At 44.8% G+C, this 15922-nt stretch carries 12 protein-coding genes; all 12 read left to right on the top strand.

What is annotated here, in order from left to right:
- Positions 1-188 precede the first annotated feature (188 nt).
- On the top strand, positions 189-1166 hold the full coding sequence (locus ACED46_RS13455; protein WP_017060356.1) for a LacI family DNA-binding transcriptional regulator: 978 nt from the start codon (positions 189-191) through the stop codon (positions 1164-1166).
- Positions 1167-1460: 294 nt separating this feature from the next.
- On the top strand, positions 1461-2699 hold the full coding sequence (locus ACED46_RS13450) for an extracellular solute-binding protein (RefSeq protein ID WP_136982396.1): 1239 nt from the start codon (positions 1461-1463) through the stop codon (positions 2697-2699).
- Positions 2700-2710: 11 nt separating this feature from the next.
- Positions 2711-3805: a carbohydrate ABC transporter permease gene (locus ACED46_RS13445; protein WP_017060358.1), complete on the top strand. Its 1095-nt coding sequence runs from the start codon at positions 2711-2713 to the stop codon at positions 3803-3805.
- Positions 3798-5213: a carbohydrate ABC transporter permease gene (locus ACED46_RS13440; protein WP_017060359.1), complete on the top strand. Its 1416-nt coding sequence runs from the start codon at positions 3798-3800 to the stop codon at positions 5211-5213. Before ACED46_RS13445 ends, ACED46_RS13440 begins: the two co-directional genes overlap by 8 nt.
- 24 nt (positions 5214-5237) lie before the next feature.
- On the top strand, positions 5238-7574 hold the full coding sequence (locus tag ACED46_RS13435) for a glycosyl hydrolase family 65 protein (protein WP_017060360.1): 2337 nt from the start codon (positions 5238-5240) through the stop codon (positions 7572-7574).
- Complete coding sequence (gene pgmB / locus ACED46_RS13430; RefSeq protein ID WP_017060361.1) at positions 7567-8199, top strand: beta-phosphoglucomutase; 633 nt, start codon at positions 7567-7569, stop codon at positions 8197-8199. The genes ACED46_RS13435 and pgmB overlap by 8 nt, the downstream gene beginning before the upstream one ends.
- 104 nt (positions 8200-8303) lie before the next feature.
- A complete protein-coding gene (locus ACED46_RS13425; protein ID WP_371721681.1) occupies positions 8304-9440 on the top strand; it encodes an ABC transporter ATP-binding protein in 1137 nt (378 codons plus the stop codon).
- A 166-nt stretch (positions 9441-9606) separates the two neighbouring features.
- Positions 9607-10614 (top strand): OmpG porin family protein, encoded by a 1008-nt coding sequence (locus ACED46_RS13420; protein ID WP_136982394.1) that lies wholly within the window; start codon positions 9607-9609, stop codon positions 10612-10614.
- Positions 10615-10787: 173 nt separating this feature from the next.
- The gene (locus ACED46_RS13415) at positions 10788-12263 is read left to right on the top strand and encodes a glycoside hydrolase family 32 protein (protein WP_136982393.1); all 1476 of its coding nucleotides are present in this window, start codon (positions 10788-10790) and stop codon (positions 12261-12263) included.
- A complete protein-coding gene (locus ACED46_RS13410; protein ID WP_017060366.1) occupies positions 12263-14194 on the top strand; it encodes an alpha-amylase family protein in 1932 nt (643 codons plus the stop codon). The genes ACED46_RS13415 and ACED46_RS13410 overlap by 1 nt, the downstream gene beginning before the upstream one ends.
- 296 nt (positions 14195-14490) lie before the next feature.
- A complete protein-coding gene (locus ACED46_RS13405; RefSeq protein ID WP_048617545.1) occupies positions 14491-14685 on the top strand; it encodes a hypothetical protein in 195 nt (64 codons plus the stop codon).
- A 377-nt stretch (positions 14686-15062) separates the two neighbouring features.
- Entirely contained in the window at positions 15063-15791 is a 729-nt protein-coding gene (locus ACED46_RS13400; protein ID WP_371721679.1) for a GntR family transcriptional regulator, read from the top strand.
- The last annotated feature ends 131 nt before the right edge of the window (positions 15792-15922 follow it).

The following is a 15922-nucleotide window of genomic DNA, read 5'->3' as shown; positions in this document are numbered from 1 at the left end:
CGGTATCTGTGTTGAGGCTTGAAAGTCAATGAGTCGATTTAAAGACGCTTACGATATAACTATACTTTATCATTGTTATTCCGTGATGGTGCTCAAGAGATAGTCTCTGTTTACGTTTTTTTACTTGAAAGCTATGCTAATAAGGACATAATGAACGTAAAGTTTACGTAGGTGGTGAAGGTGTTAATGTGAGCGAATCTAAAACAGAGACTGACTTAAAGAAAACAACTATACATGAAGCCGCAAAAATCGCGGGTGTATCAATAGCTTCGGTTAGTCGAGCTTTGAATAATAAACCTGGTATCAGCGAGAAAACACGTAAACGAATTTTAGATATCTGTAAGGATTTGGGTTACGTGCCGAGTACATCTGCGCGAGAGTTAATGGGAAATCATAAAAATACCATTGCTATATCTCTTGGGCCGATAGACTTCTACGCTTCTCGTTATTTGGGAATGCTTTGGCCTTCACTATCAGCTGCAATTCGTAACTCTGGTCGTAACTTGTTACCTGTGAGCTTTGGGGAAGTTGACTTACAGCAAGTTGGTGGTGCGATTTTACTTGGTATGACTACCAATGACCCACGTGTTGAAACCTGTAAAGAACTGGGTTTGCCATTCGTATGTATTGGTATGAGCGAAGGGTCCTTCTGGGTTGCTCCTGATGATTTCAACGGTGGTCGGGAAGCGACGCAACACCTAGTTGATAAAGGGTTAAGCGACATTTGTTTCGTAACACCAACAACTTATGGTGATGGTTATCAGTTTCGTCATCAAGGTTATATGTCGGTCATGGCGAGTAATGCGCTACCTATACGTGAATTGCGCACTGGGCATGATCCACTGGGAGAGATTGCCGCATATCGTTACTTTGTTTCTATGGATAAGCAACAACTCGAGCGCCACCAAGGGTTTGTTTGTGAGAGTGATGAGACGGCTTTGGGGGTCATTGCTGCGTTAAAGGATCGAGGCTACAAGATACCGGAAGACTTTTCTGTCGTTGGTTATGATGGTTTACCGGGAATTTCAAAAATGCTGACTACAATTGTTCAAGATACGGACAAAATAGCAGCCAAGGCAGCTTCTATGCTTGAGCTTGCTATGTTAGGAGAGCAGCCAGTAGGAGCTGTAGTTCCTATAACTCTGAAGCTCGGGCAATCGACGTAAACCAACAATATTAATTTTATTAACATGGGTATATCGAAAGGTATACCCATTTTTTATTCAATAAAGAAAACTTTACGTTATTGCGATGTGTTAAGTTATGAGATTAAGAAAATAGAGGCTTTTTTATAGTTTTTTCTGTTGGAGAAGCCCAATACCTGGCCAAAATAAGAGCAAGATCACTAAAGTGGATTACTGTAACTTAACAAAAACGAAAATGTGACCGGAATAACGTAAGCGTTTACGTTAGGTGTGCATAATACCCTCAGATTTTGAAATTAATGAACTGAGGGCAACATGAAAAAAACAATATTGGCAGCATCCCTACTTGCTGCAAGCCTGTCTGCAACCGCAACTGAAAAAACAGAAATTACTATTGCTGGCTGGGGTGGTAATGATGTCGTTGTATTGAATAACTTGGTCAAAGAAGTATTAGCTGACGATTTTGCAAAATCGGGGCTAAGCGTTAAATACCAAGCGGTAGAAGGTGACTTCTCTCAGTTTATAACCAACTCTTTATCGGCTGGTACTGCACCAGACGCATTCTACGTTGACGTGGTTTTTGCTAATACCCTCGTTAATTCTGGCAAGGTAGCAGCAAACAGTGATTCACTCGCTAATGTGAGCTCTGCAGTCATTCCAAGCCTAAATAGCGCGTTTACGTCAAATGGTAAACAGTATGGAATTGCTAAGGATTTCAATACGATCGCGCTGCAATATAACAAAGATATTTTCGATGATGCAGGCGTTGATTACCCAACAAATAGCGATTCTTGGGAAGATTTACGTAAAAAACTGATCGCGGTGAAAGATGAGCTAGGTGATGAAGTATCAGGTATCTGTGTTATGCCTGATTACGCGCGTTTTGCTCCATTCGCACTTGCGACAGGCTGGAAACCTTTCAATGAAGAAGGCAAAACCGTACTGGATGAGAACTTCGAGCGTGCATTCAATTTTTACACGGGCCTTGTATCAGAAGATGAAGTTGGCATTTTGGCAACAGACTTAGGTCAGGGCTGGGGTGGTGGTTGTTTTGGTACAGAAGAAACGGCTGTAGCGCTTGAAGGTAACTGGATCAGTGGTTACTTACGCGACAAAGCGCCAAACCTTCCTTACGGCACAACACTAATGCCAACAGATCCGAAAACCGGTAAGCGCGGCAATCTTCTATTTACTGTTGCATGGGGCGTAAATGCAGACGGCAAAAACGTAGAAGCAACTCAAAAAGCCGTTCAGATCCTTACTAGTCAAAAAGCGCAAGAGTGGGTATTGGACTCTGGCCTTGCACTACCTAGCCGCAAATCTCTAAGTGACGCTAAATTCTTTGAAGTTGAAGATTCAGAAAGTGAGTTGGCGAAACAAGTATTTAAAGGTGCTCTAGAAGGTAACGTTGAACCATTTGCGTTTGGTGATTACGGCACGGCTTGGATGACTCCGATCAATGAAGCCTTGAACTCTGTACTGCTTGGTCAAATGACGCAAAAAGAAGCGCTCAAAATGGCACAAGCAAAATACGATGTATTGACGGCTAAGTAGTAGGGCGAACGATGAACTCTTTACGTTTACGCCAACAAGTTTACGGATGGCTCTTGGCAGGGCCATTTGTACTGACTTTAGTGGTGTTCTTTCTGTATGCATTGGTTCGTACAGTTTACTTTAGTTTTACTGAGTACGATCTGTTCAGTGACGCTGTTTGGGTTGGCTTAGCTAACTTCAAGGCGTTGCTTTCCGACGACTTGTTCTTACTGTCATTGGCAAATACGATTTGGTTCTCTCTCATCGTAACCTGTGTTCAAACGGTATTAGCACTAGGCTTAGCGATTCTAGTTAACTCAAAGATTCGTGCGAAAAGCTTCTTTAGAACGGCTTTTTACTTACCAAGCATTCTTTCTAGTGCTGCGGTAACGTTAATCTTCATTTGGTTCTACCAAAAAAACGGTTACCTAAACGGCTTTGTTACGGACGTAGTGAATCACTATCCGCACATCAGTTGTTTCGTGCTGATAGCGGTGGCATCTCAATTTGTTTTGGTTACCAAAGACCGTATTAAAGGACTGCCTGTTGGCTGGTTCGACCCGGCATGGGCAATTCTCTCTGTGATTGTGGCGGGCATCGCAACCTTTATTGCAAGTGCAATGGGGTGGATTGAAGTCACGAAAGATGTGGTTGAGGTTAACTGGCTGAACACGCGTGACCATGTTGGTCCAATGCCATTAACACTCTGGGCTATCGTGATTCAGAATATCTATACCACGATTCCAACCTTCATGTTGCTCTTTTTGGCGGGCTTGCAAGGCATATCTGGTGAGCTATATGAAGCCGCGCACATTGATGGGGCTAACAAGTGGCAACAACACTGGAATATTACGATTCCTCAATTGGCTCCTGTGACATTCGTTGTCGTGACCTTCTCGATCATCGGTACGCTACAGATGTTTGACCAAGTTGCTCTGCTGGGTTCAGCTGCACCTCTCGAGTCACGTATTACTATGGCGTACTACGTTTACCACAACGCATTTCCACCGGGTGGCACGCCACAAATCGGTATGGCGAGCGCAGCGGCATTGATATTGGCATTCATTACATTGGCAGTAGTTTATCTGCAGAAAATCTTTGGAATAAAGGAGAAGGCAGATGGCTAGTCACACTATGACTTCAAAAGATGATGCGGTTCCTGTGGCATCTATGGAACAGGTAGCGAAATTTCAAGAACGACGCCGCTGGGCGAAAGTGGCGTGGGTATACAGTGCACTGATTCTGGTCGCAACAGTAATGTTAGGTACTTTCGTTGTCGCCTTTTTAGCGAGTTTAAAAGACGACCCACTTGAGCAACCATTCAAATTTAACTTTGCACAGGTTCAACCTAGTAACTGGGGGGCAGCATACCAACTGGGTCAAGAAGGTAACAACGCACCTATGTTTGGTGGTTTTGCTCCGGGAGCGACGGTCAACTTTACAGTCACTTACGCTGTTGAACAGGGCAAAGAGTTTCAGGTACCGACCATTGAAGTTCCACGTCGCCGTCCAGGTACTGGCATGGCAGCAGCAACGGTGACAGATTTTGCTTCTGATTATGCAGTGGTTAGCGAACCTCGTCTGGTTGCTTCAAGTGATGATGTCACCTATGTCGAAAGGCGTGGTCGTAACGAGATCACAAAGCAAGGCCAAAGCCAAACTTGGGAATTTAACATTCTTTACCAAGGAAACGGTCCTGAAATTGCGACGCTTCCACTAACCGTAGAATCACCTCGTGGACAAGTGTTGATTGATAGCACCCTGGCACCAAGCAAGATGGAGCGTCGTGGTCGAGTCGCTGCATGGGATAACGCAACACCGGGTGTGATCGGCTATGTATTCAAGTCTTACGTTCGTGTTTACACAGAGTCTGTGAGTTTGGATACAGGTAAGAGCTTGTTCATGAGCTGGACCATCAACTCGTTCTTTATCGCGATTGGTAAGGTGATTTTGACTCTGTTCCTCGCGTGCACCGCAGGCTATGCATTAGCACGATTGAAGTTCACTGGTGCACGTGCTGTATTCGCTTTCATGTTGTTCAGTATGATGATTCCAGCACAGGTGACGTTTATTTCTAACTACTTGATTTACAAAGATATTGGGTTGTTAAACACACCTTGGGCGGTCATCACTGCGGTGGTGGCATCCGGTCAAGTACTCATCATGAAGCAGTTCTTTGAAAACATTCCCAAAGAACTGGAAGAAGCGGCAATCGTCGACGGTGCTAGCCCGTTAGTGATTCTTTGGAAAGTATTTATGCCATTGGCTAAACCAGCCATTTTGTCTGTAACCATCCTTGGCTTTCAAGGGGCCTGGAATGACTTCTTCTGGCCACTGGTGGTGATAAACAGCCCTGCGGATGCATTCACGCTTCCTGTTGGTCTATTAAGTTTACGTAACGCCTATGGCGTAGCAGGTGACTGGAACCTGATTCTTGCAGGCGCGTTCCTGTCGACAATTCCAGTACTTATTGTATTTATGGTTTTTCAACGTTACTTCGTTGGTAACGATATTTCTTCCGCTGTTAAAGGTTAATCCTCGGGGATATTTAAGATGTTTATGAACTACACCGCTGGTCAAGGCGAACTAAAAAATTGGATCGTTGAAGAGACGGCATTTGATTCAGCACTTCAAGGTAAATGTGAAGTGGTAATGAGCCAAGGTAACGGCTACATGGGTGCCCGTAGTGCCACGGAAGAAAAGTATGTAGGCCAAGTGCGTAACCTATTCATCGCAGGTACTTATAACAAGTTCGATGAAGAGGAAGTAACCGAGCTTCCAAATGCTGCAGACATGAGTTCAATTGAGATGTTCATTGATGGCCGTCGTTTCCATCTGGAGTCTGGCGAAGTAAGCAACTACTCACGTCGTCTAAACGTTAAGAATGGTGAGCTGACTCGTGAGTTCACTTGGACAAATACAGAAGGCAAAACGTTTGAGATGCGCTTCCGTCGCTTTATCTCGCAAGCAAACCTTCATCTAATGGCGTTCGACGTTCAAGTTAAGGCTGTAAACAGCGATGCGAAAATCGAAATCCGCTCTGGTGTCGATGCTCAGCTATCTAACTCTGGCGCTCAGCACTTCCACGAAGGTGAAAAGCGTATCTACGACAAGCGCTTCATTGAGCTGCTACAACATACGACAGAAAGCAAAGTTGATTTCGTATTCCTAACGTCTCATCGCTACTTCGTAAATGGTACAGAAGTTGAGATCGACCCAGGTCTACAGATGGACCGCCGTAAGGTATGGCTGAACATCCATCAAGAGCTAAAAGCAGGCGAGACATTTGGCACTGAGAAAGTGGGTGTTGTACACACTTCTCGTGACAAGCAGTTCGATGTTGAAGGCTACGAGCTTCAAGCTCTACGTGACCACGCACTAACTAACCTAAAAATGAATGCTGACCGCAGCTTTGACGAGCTATTAGCAGGCAGCGGAGTTGAGTGGGACAAGCGTTGGGACAACATGAACATCACTATCGGTGGCAACGATTTTGACCAACTAGCGACGCGCTTTGCTCAGTACCAACTAAACATCTTCACGCCAATGCACGACTCTCGCTTCGGTATCGGTGCGAAAGGTTTATCTGGTGAAGGTTACAAAGGTCACTCGTTCTGGGATACAGAAGTATTCATGCTTCCGTTCTTCATCTACACGATGCCAGAAGTTGCACGTAGCCTACTTGAGTACCGCTTCAAAACACTGGGCGGCGCACGTAAGAAAGCAGCAGACAACGGCTACATCGGTGCTCAGTTCCCATGGGAGTCTGCACTTACAGGTGAAGAAGTAACGCCAGTATGGGGCGCAGTAGACATCATCACGGGTAAGTCGACCAAGATTTGGTCTGGCTTTATCGAGCAGCACATCACGTGTGACATCACTTATGCGCTATGGCAGTACTACCAGATCACGGGTGACCAGAAGTTCATGGACGACATGGGTTACGAAATCATGTTCGACACAGCAACATTCTGGACAAGTCGCCTAGAGTGGCTAGAAGACCGCAACATGTGGGGTATCTGTAACGTAATCGGTCCTGATGAGTACAAAGAGCACATCGACAATAACGCGTTCACTAACTACATGGCCGTTGAAAACATCAAGCTAGCGATTCGTTACTACGAAGACCTAGAAGCATCTAACACAGAGCTACTGGCGAAGCTGTCTGACAAGTTGAACCTAGTTGAAGCGCGTAAGATGTGGCTAGAGCGTGTTGAAGATATCTACCTACCGCAACCGCGTGAAGAAGATAAGATCATCCCACAAGACGATACTTACCTACAAAAAGAGATCATTGACCTAACTAAGTACAAAGAGCAGCCATTCGTTGGTGGTCTGTTCCAAGACTACAGCCTAGATCAAGTGAACGAGATGCAGGTTTCTAAGCAGGCTGATTTAATGGTTTTATTCCTACAACAGGAAGATAAGTTTGACCTAGAGACTAAGCTAGCGAATTGGAACTACTACGAGCCGAAAACGCTACACGATTCTTCTCTCAGTCTATCAACTCACTCTGTACTGGCGTCAGATGTTGGTAACCCAGAGTTGTCTTACGACCTGTTCCAACAAGCGGCTTCTATCGACATTGGTCAGAACATGAAGAGCTCGGATCACGGTATCCACGCAGCGTCTATTGGTGGTATGTGGCAGTGTGTTGTATACGGTTTCGGTGGTGTACGCATGCTTGGTGGCGAACTGCGCATTAACCCGAACCTACCTAAACAGTGGGATAGCGTTAACTTCCCAATCTACTGGAAAGGTGAGCGTCTGGAAGTAACAGTAGACGGTGCTCAAGTAAGCATTGTTCGTCCAGAGTTTAACGGCCAGCCACTTAACATCGAAGTTGCGGGTGAGCCACGTGTAATTGAATCAACAGAGGCTACTTTCAATGTGTAAGGCATTTATCTTTGACCTGGATGGCGTAATTACTGATACCGCTGAACTGCACTACCAAGCATGGCAGCATATGGCGAACGAAGAAGGTTACTATTTCGATCGTGAAATCAATGAGCAACTGCGTGGTGTGTCTCGTGAGGCCTCTCTAAAAATCATCCTAGATGGGAAAGAGATCAGCGAAGAGAAGTTTGCAGACCTAATGAAACGTAAGAACGACTACTACGTTGATCTGCTAAACACAATTTCTGCAAAAGACGTACTACCGGGCATCGAGCAGTTCCTACTGGAGCTAAATGCACGTGGCATCAAGGTAGCACTGGCGTCAGCAAGTAAAAATGCGCGTCCTATTCTACACCGCCTTGGCCTTACGCCACTGTTTGATGCAATCGGTGATGGATGGTCAGTACAACGCTCTAAGCCAGCACCAGACGTGTTTATTCACGCGGCAGGCCAAGTAGGTGTAAACGCTGACGAGTGTATTGTGGTTGAAGATGCAGAAGCGGGCGTAGATGCAGCCAAAGAAGCAGGTATGCGCGTAGTGGGGATTGGCCCTAATGAGCGCGTTGGTCATGCAACATGGCGCTTCGAGGATACAGCTGAGATGAAACTTGCTGCAATCCTATAAAGCTAAACGCTGATAAAGCAAGCTTTACACATAATAACAAAGGGGCAGCTTGCCTGCCCCTAATACGCCGAACAAGGCGAAAGAATTATAACGTAGGTAGAACAATGGCACGCTTAGAACTGAAGAACATCAATAAAATTTATCCAGATGGTGCGCACATCATCAAAGACGCCAACCTAGTAATCGAAGACGGTGAATTTACGGTTTTCGTTGGGCCATCAGGTTGTGGTAAATCAACCATGCTACGTATGGTAGCTGGCTTAGAAGATATTTCTTCAGGCGAAATGTGCCTAGATGGTGAGGTTGTTAATAACCTGTCTCCTACGGACCGTGGGATTGGTATGGTTTTCCAATCCTATGCACTCTACCCACATATGACGGTAGAAGAGAACATCGCATTTGGTCTGAAATTGGCGAAAAAGCTCAGTGCAGACGAAATCAAAAAAGCCGTTAAAAATGTTGGTGAAATGCTTGAGCTGACAAATTTGATGAAGCAGAAGCCAAGCCAACTTTCTGGTGGTCAGCGTCAGCGTGTTGCTATTGGTCGTGCGATTGTCCGCAACCCTAAGCTTTTTCTTCTTGATGAGCCGCTGTCGAACCTAGACGCATCATTGCGTGTTCGTATGCGACTTCAATTAGCGGAGTATCATCAAAAGCTGAAATCAACCGTGATTTACGTGACACATGATCAGGTTGAAGCGATGACCCTTGCTGACAAGATCGTTGTACTACGTGATGGTGCGATTGAGCAAGTAGGTTCACCGTTAGATCTTTACTATTTCCCGAACACATTGTTCGTCGCAGGCTTTATTGGTTCTCCAAAAATGAACCTGCTACCAGCCACACTAATTTCTGTTTGTGAAGACAAAGCACACGTTGAAGTGGGTGATTACAAGTTTGAAGCGGAAGTGAATGCTCAAGGAGCAACTCAAGGCGCACTAATGACACTTGGCATCCGCCCTGAAGATATCCACCTAGATGAGCAAGGCGTTGGCGTTATTGTTGAAGGTTTTGAGCGCCTTGGCACTGAATCACTGCTTTACACAACACTGGTGCGTGGCGGTCAAGAAGTCTTAGTGCGCGTTCCAGGTACAGTTCATGTTGAAGTGGGCCAGCGTTTGAACATCCGCATCCCTGCTGAAAAATGCCATCTATTCGATAACAAAGGTAAGGCATACGAGCGTGGCCATACGCTCAATGACCTAATCACGCTGCCGCCTCAAGTGCAGCAAGCAAGTTAATAACGATAAGAATAATAAAAAAGCCCGCGGGTGAGCGGGCTTTCAATTACTGCGTTAGCAACGGTTACAGCCGTTGCTAACGTGGACATTAATGCCTGTTGTAGCAGGTACCAATAATTGCTCCTCACCGGAGCGGCAGTAACATAGTGATAATAAGGTAATAATCATGAAAAAAACAGTAGTGGCTTCCTCTGTATTCTTAGCTTTAGCTTTTTCCAGTGCTCTATTCGCTGAAGAGACGCAACAGGATGATAAAAAGGAAGAAAGATTAGCAGCCACAGTTGAGCAGTTAAAGTCTGAATACTCTAATGCAGAACTACTTACTGCGTTAGATGCCCCTCAGCAAGAGGAAAGTAAATTTCATGGAGTTCTAGGTAGTAATATCGAAGTCGAGCGTATTATTCGAGATGATGGCGTTAATGAAGGTAAAGTGAAATACACTATAGCGCAAGGTAGTTTCCGACACGATGACTTACCTGGTTGGGACTTTGGTTTTTATTCTGGCCGTGAAGAGTTGTTTAATGGCAACCTGAAGCATGCCGACTACAACCGAGGCGTAAACTCAATCCAAGAAATCTATGTTAACCGTAGTTACAACCATGAAAAAGGTAACATTGGTTGGGGTTTAAAGTTAGCCGGTGAGAGTATTGATCAGCGCACGACTCCGGGCGGTAAAGTGTTTGGCTCTTACCAACTGACAGACCGTTTGGGTATGCATGGTTACGCGCTTTACCACGTGGAATACAAGCGTGGCACCGGTGAGTTTCCATACTGGGAAGTTGAGCCGGGCTTTGGCTACAAAATCAATGACAATACGGGCGCGTGGTTGAACTTTCGTTACCAAGAAGGTCAGTGGAATGCAAAAGATGGGTACTCAGAAACTGAGACTGAGTGGATTATCAAACCAGGTATTTGGCATAACTTCGGTAAGCTTTCTGCGTCATTGTGGGGTGAATTTGGTTCATTCGAAAAGAGTGTTGATGCAACAGGCGCTCATGCGTGGACGGAAGATTACTCTAAGCTAGGTGTGTCTGCCAACTACCCACTTTCAAAGAACTGGCGCATGTTTGGTGAGGCAAGCTACAAGAAAATTGACTTCGCTAGCGGCCCGCAACGCGATGAGTTCGATGGTTACATTCCACTGTTTATCTTAGGCGCAAACTACAGCTTCTAATTCAAAATTTGTTTCTCTCCTTCAAGCGGAGGAGGGAGCACCACTCTTTTTAGTATTTCTAGTTTCGGGCTGGCTTTGGCGGCAACAGGTCCATTTCGGAGCCTAGGCTTAGGCTCCATTTTTTATTGTCTATTCGAACCTAGACATATTTTTAACAACATCGGTATCGGCTTATGAGCGAACAATATCGCCCTTCACTTCATATGACTCCTGAATCTGGCTGGATGAACGACCCCAACGGATTGGTCTACTTCAGCGGCCAATATCACCAGTTCTATCAATATTATCCCCATGACACAGTATGGGGCCCAATGCACTGGGGACACAAAACCAGTAAAGATCTCATTCACTGGCAAGAGAATAGCCCAGCACTGCTACCTGATGAGTCAGGAATGTGCTTCTCCGGCAGTGCAATTGTCGATTGGCATAATACCTCTGGGTTATTTGAGGACGGCCAGCCGGGTTTACTCACTTTCTATACTTCGTTTATTCAGCCTAAGGTAACACTTGCCGACGGCACGCAGGTTGAAAACCCAATTCAACAACAGTCTTTAGCGTATAGCCAGGATGGCATGACGTGGAAGAAGTATGCTGAAGGTGCACCGATTATCCCAGCTCGTGGCAACCCCGACTTTCGCGATCCGAAAGTAACATGGCATGAAGAGAGCCAAGCTTGGATAATGGTGGTCTCTTGTGGTCAACATATTGAGTTCTATCGCTCAACCGACCTACTAGATTGGCACTTGGTCAGTGAATTTGGTTACCAACATGGCGCGCACAGCAAAGGTCCTTGGGAATGCCCGGATCTGTTTGAGATGCAAATTGAAGGTAACGACGAAACTCGTTGGGTGCTAGTGGTTGGCATAGGTGAAGGCGCACATTGCGGAGGTGCGGGCACGCAGTACTTTATTGGTGATTTTGATGGTAAAACCTTCACCAACCACAATTACCCTGAGACTGTGCTGTGGCTAGATTTTGGTCGAGATTACTACGCGACACAATCGTTCTCTGATGTCCCAAAACAAGATGGTCGTCGCATCGTCAGTACATGGATGAGCAATCATCAATATTCATCAGAACTACCCACAAACGCTTTCCGTAGTTCAATGGCACTACCGCGAGAACTGTTTTTGTTCGAAAGTAAGGCAGGATTGCGAGTAGGCCAGCGTTTTGTAAAAGAGTTAAACACAGCGCTAAGCCTTGATGCGCAAGAGATCTTACCAAATGATGAGCAGGCAGTAAGTATCTACAGCCAACATAAAGCGATGAAGTTCACCGCGGATTGTTCGTTGGATTCAGAGCAAACATTGCACCTGAACGTGTACCAAGATACGCCAGCTTTCTTTGAATTTAAACGCTCGGAAAAGGGCATTGAAGTGCGTTCGGTGCGTCGCGGTCAGTTTGGCAAAGCGCACATTGATAAGCACTTCCCACACGATTACCGAATCGAGTTACCTGTTGATAGCAAATTCCAAGTGGAAGTGTTGATTGATAAAGGCTCGGTCGAGCTTCTGATAAATGGTGGCGAGTTCAGCTTCACTAATCTTGTTTATGCAAAAAATACCGATGCCAACGTAGCACTAAGTGTCGATAGCGGCAGCTTAAATCTAGCCAATGTCCAAGTAGCCAGCCTAATGGGAGAGAAATAATGTTAACCGAACAACAAGCTCACAAGGCTCTACATCAAGTACTTGAATCCGTTGATCTGCCTAAGCTAACTAAGAAAGATGAAAAGGTATTTTTAGAACGCCTTGAGCAATACTTCCCATCACTGACTATAAAGCTACATGCTCTCTATGGTGAACGTTATGACTTCTTCCTTCACTTACAAAAGCTGGTGGTTGTCCTCGCTAAGTCCTTTGCTGGTCGTAAGCGAAAGTGGAAGAACCTAGATGAAAAACGTCTAGTAAACCCTACGTGGTATCGCAGCGAAAAAATGCTTGGTATGGCTGTTTATGTAGACCTGTTTGCGGGCGATCTGAACAAGCTGCAACAAAAGATCCCATACCTAAAATCCCTAGGTATTAACTATCTTCACCTAATGCCATTATACAAAGCACCAGAAGGGGATAGTGATGGTGGATACGCTGTGTCGGACTATCGCAAGGTTGATCCTAAGCTAGGCACAGAGAAAGACTTAGCTCAATTGGCTGAGGCTTTGTCGAGTGAGGGTATTAGTCTAGTACTGGACTTTGTATTCAACCATACGTCATACGAACATCACTGGGCAGAGCAAGCGCGTAAGAGTAACCCAGAGTTTGAAGACTTCTACTACTTTTTTACCGAGCAGCAAGATGTCGACGATTACAACCAAACCTGTCGCGAGATTTTCCCAACGGTACGCCGTGGTAGCTTTACGTATCTTGATGATATCCAAAAGCACGTTTGGACAACATTTAACAGCTTCCAGTGGGATCTGAACTACTCAAACCCAGCAGTATTTAACGCAATTACTGATGAGATGCTATTCCTAGCGAATATTGGTTGTGAGGGTTTGCGCCTTGATGCGCTAGCGTTCATCTGGAAAGAGAAATGGACACAGTGTGAGAGTCTACCAAAAGCGCACGCCCTGATTCAGTGTTTCAATACCTGCCTGCAGATTGCTGCGCCAGCAGTGCTATTTAAATCGGAAGCGATTGTGCACCCTGACGAAGTAGCACAATATATCGACAAGGGTGAATGTCAGCTCTCTTACAACCCGCTAATGATGGCGTTGATGTGGGAAAGTCTAGCAACGCGTAAAACTGAGTTGCTCACGGCATCACTTAAGAAAAGCTTTGAGATCTCTGATGCTTGCTCATGGGTTAACTATATTCGTTGTCACGATGATATCGGTTGGACGTTTGATGATTCGGTTGCCGAACAGTTAGGCATCAATGGTTTCGAACACCGTCGATTCTTGAATCAGTTCTATACTGGTAAATTTGAAGGCTCATTCTCGCAGGGCGTGCCGTTCCAAGAAAACCCAACGACAGGCGATTGCCGTGTGTGTGGTTCATTGGCATCTCTAGCTGGCCTGGAAAAAGCGATTGAAGCCGACGACTCACAAGCAATTGAGTTTGCACTTAAACGTATTCGTTTACTAAATAGTATTAACTTGAGCATTGGTGGTATACCACTTATCTACCAAGGGGATGAGTTAGGAATTTTGAACGACCACTCTTACCTAGAAGACGAGTTCAAACGTGACGACACTCGTTGGGTAAACCGCCCAACAATAACTGCCGAGAGTATTAAGCTTGCTGAGCAAGCTGGCAGTTATCAGCACCGTATTAACCGAGACTTAAAACAAATGGTGGAATTGCGTAAGCAAAATCCAGTGTTTGGTGAAGCGAAAACGGAGATCCTTGAAACTTATCGACCACATTTGTTTGCTTATTACCGTGCTCATGAAAATGGTGAAAAACTGTTGGCTATTTGTAACTTCAGTGAAGTCACCCAACACCTTCCCGCTTCTATTTGTGATGTGTTAGGCGGACGCGATTGTCTTGATGTTTTATCTGACCAACGCTTTAGTGGTCCAACAATTGAAGTACCTGCATACGAGGTGTTGTGGTTAAGCAATATTACTAAGGCTTAGTTTGTTGTGATTTATTACGCTCATTTCGTTTGTAGGCTCTGCTTAGTTATCAACTAGATAGCCAGTTTACGTAATGGTACGGCGAAAACACCTTATAAGAAGCCCCACCAACTCGTGGGGTTTTTTACGTTAATTATCGAGCATAGCGTAAATAAATCTAATAAAAACTCATTTAGAGTAAATATAAATTATTGTAAATTAATGATATTTTCTTTGTCTGTGGCCATTTAATGTACTAAGGTTTTAATGTCGCCTGATATAAGGTCACCTTGAACTTGATTCTTTAGGAGAGCCAAATGAAATATCTCATCGCACTTGCTGTTGCCCTAACTTCTATGTCTGCTGCTGCCGGAGTTCCTAAAAATGCGGAGCCAATTATGGCGTGTTATTTTAATGGAAACCTAATCGGCACCATGACACCGACACAGTGTTTTTCAAAAGGGGGCGCGTTATATCATGTTCAGCGTTCTTCCTCGAGAATATCTTCATAAATTGAGTGTAGTGGAAGACATATCTGAATCCATTTGTACGCCAATTTTAGTTACAGTGTGGACTCTCGGATTAGCCTGTATTCGTCATTACATAATGTGGTGGCGCTGATCTCCTTCCAAGTACCTGCTCCCAGATCTAACAAATTGCGCTGTAACTGTTTGAAAGGTGGTTCACGTTATAATTTTTAGAAAGTGTTGCAAGTATCACCTTTAAAAGTCGTTTTTTATAAGCGGCTTTTTGCTTTCTGGTATTTACCAAAACCTCCTCAAATAATGCCCACTTCTTTGGTTAGAATTGTTTTCTCTCGAGCTGTAGGCTTGGTATTCCCTTATACCTTGAGTAAGATGACCCGAACCCCCTTAGTTTTTATGGAATTATGACTGAGTTATTTGAGCAAAAAAATTTGCAGCCTTTGTACATTCAAGTCGCGGGAGAGTTAAAGCGCGAGATTGATAAAGGCACTTATCCTGCGGGCAGTAAGCTACCGTCTGAAAATCAGCTTGTGGACCTGCTGAAAGTCAGCCGTGTAACGGTGCGTAAAGCATTGCAGCAACTCAATGATGGCGGTTACATCTTCTCAGAGAAAGGAAAGGGCAGCTTTGTTAAATCCAATAAACTGCGTCACGATTTTCTTTCCATGTCTGGTTTGGCTCAAGAAGCGGCGGGCGCAGGGTTAGAGGCAACGAATATTGTTGATGCCTTTGAGGTGTTGCCTGCGGATGAGCTTGTCGCTCAGAAACTCAATATTTCGCTTGGTGAGCCCGTTAACTTTGCTCGTCGTTTACGATTGGTGAACGAACAAGTCGTCTCATTTGAAGAGTTTTATATCCCTCGAGTGCTGTTGCCTAACCTCACAGAAGAAGATCTTAAGGGATCAAAATTCGAATATCTGAGCCGTCATGGTATTGAGATGGTTAAAACGCAACAAAAACTATTGCCGGCTCTGCCCGACGCCACCGTTCAGCAGTTATTGGATGTTGGTGAGCTTGATCCTATCTTGATCAACCAATCACAAAACTACTATGAAGAGCAGAAGATCTACGAGTATTCAACGGTTTACTATAAATCTAGCTTGTATGATTTTGAGATAACCGCGCGAGTTTAGAGAATGTCGAATAGCCCACGTTTGTGGGCTATTTTTTTATCTATAGGTTTTGAATGTAAGCAATCTTATGCATTCCCAATAAATAACAAGTGTGACGAATAACAAAAAAACGACAGTGAAAAGTACAGCCT

The organism is Vibrio sp. 1S139 (assembly GCF_041439475.1).
Taxonomy (GTDB): domain Bacteria; phylum Pseudomonadota; class Gammaproteobacteria; order Enterobacterales; family Vibrionaceae; genus Vibrio; species Vibrio crassostreae_C.
This window is presented reverse-complemented; position numbering and strand designations above follow the sequence as displayed.

Excerpts from the sequence above, each read along its gene's own strand:
- ACED46_RS13450 (WP_136982396.1), top strand. The coding sequence starts at position 1,461 with ATGAAAAAAACAATATTGGCAGCATCCCTACTTGCTGCAAGCCTGTCT.
- ACED46_RS13445 (WP_017060358.1), top strand. The coding sequence starts at position 2,711 with ATGAACTCTTTACGTTTACGCCAACAAGTTTACGGATGGCTCTTGGCA.
- ACED46_RS13440 (WP_017060359.1), top strand. The coding sequence starts at position 3,798 with ATGGCTAGTCACACTATGACTTCAAAAGATGATGCGGTTCCTGTGGCA.
- ACED46_RS13435 (WP_017060360.1), top strand. The coding sequence starts at position 5,238 with ATGAACTACACCGCTGGTCAAGGCGAACTAAAAAATTGGATCGTTGAA.
- pgmB (WP_017060361.1), top strand. The coding sequence starts at position 7,567 with ATGTGTAAGGCATTTATCTTTGACCTGGATGGCGTAATTACTGATACC.
- ACED46_RS13425 (WP_371721681.1), top strand. The coding sequence starts at position 8,304 with ATGGCACGCTTAGAACTGAAGAACATCAATAAAATTTATCCAGATGGT.
- ACED46_RS13420 (WP_136982394.1), top strand. The coding sequence starts at position 9,607 with ATGAAAAAAACAGTAGTGGCTTCCTCTGTATTCTTAGCTTTAGCTTTT.
- ACED46_RS13415 (WP_136982393.1), top strand. The coding sequence starts at position 10,788 with ATGAGCGAACAATATCGCCCTTCACTTCATATGACTCCTGAATCTGGC.
- ACED46_RS13410 (WP_017060366.1), top strand. The coding sequence starts at position 12,263 with ATGTTAACCGAACAACAAGCTCACAAGGCTCTACATCAAGTACTTGAA.
- ACED46_RS13405 (WP_048617545.1), top strand. The coding sequence starts at position 14,491 with ATGAAATATCTCATCGCACTTGCTGTTGCCCTAACTTCTATGTCTGCT.
- ACED46_RS13400 (WP_371721679.1), top strand. The coding sequence starts at position 15,063 with ATGACTGAGTTATTTGAGCAAAAAAATTTGCAGCCTTTGTACATTCAA.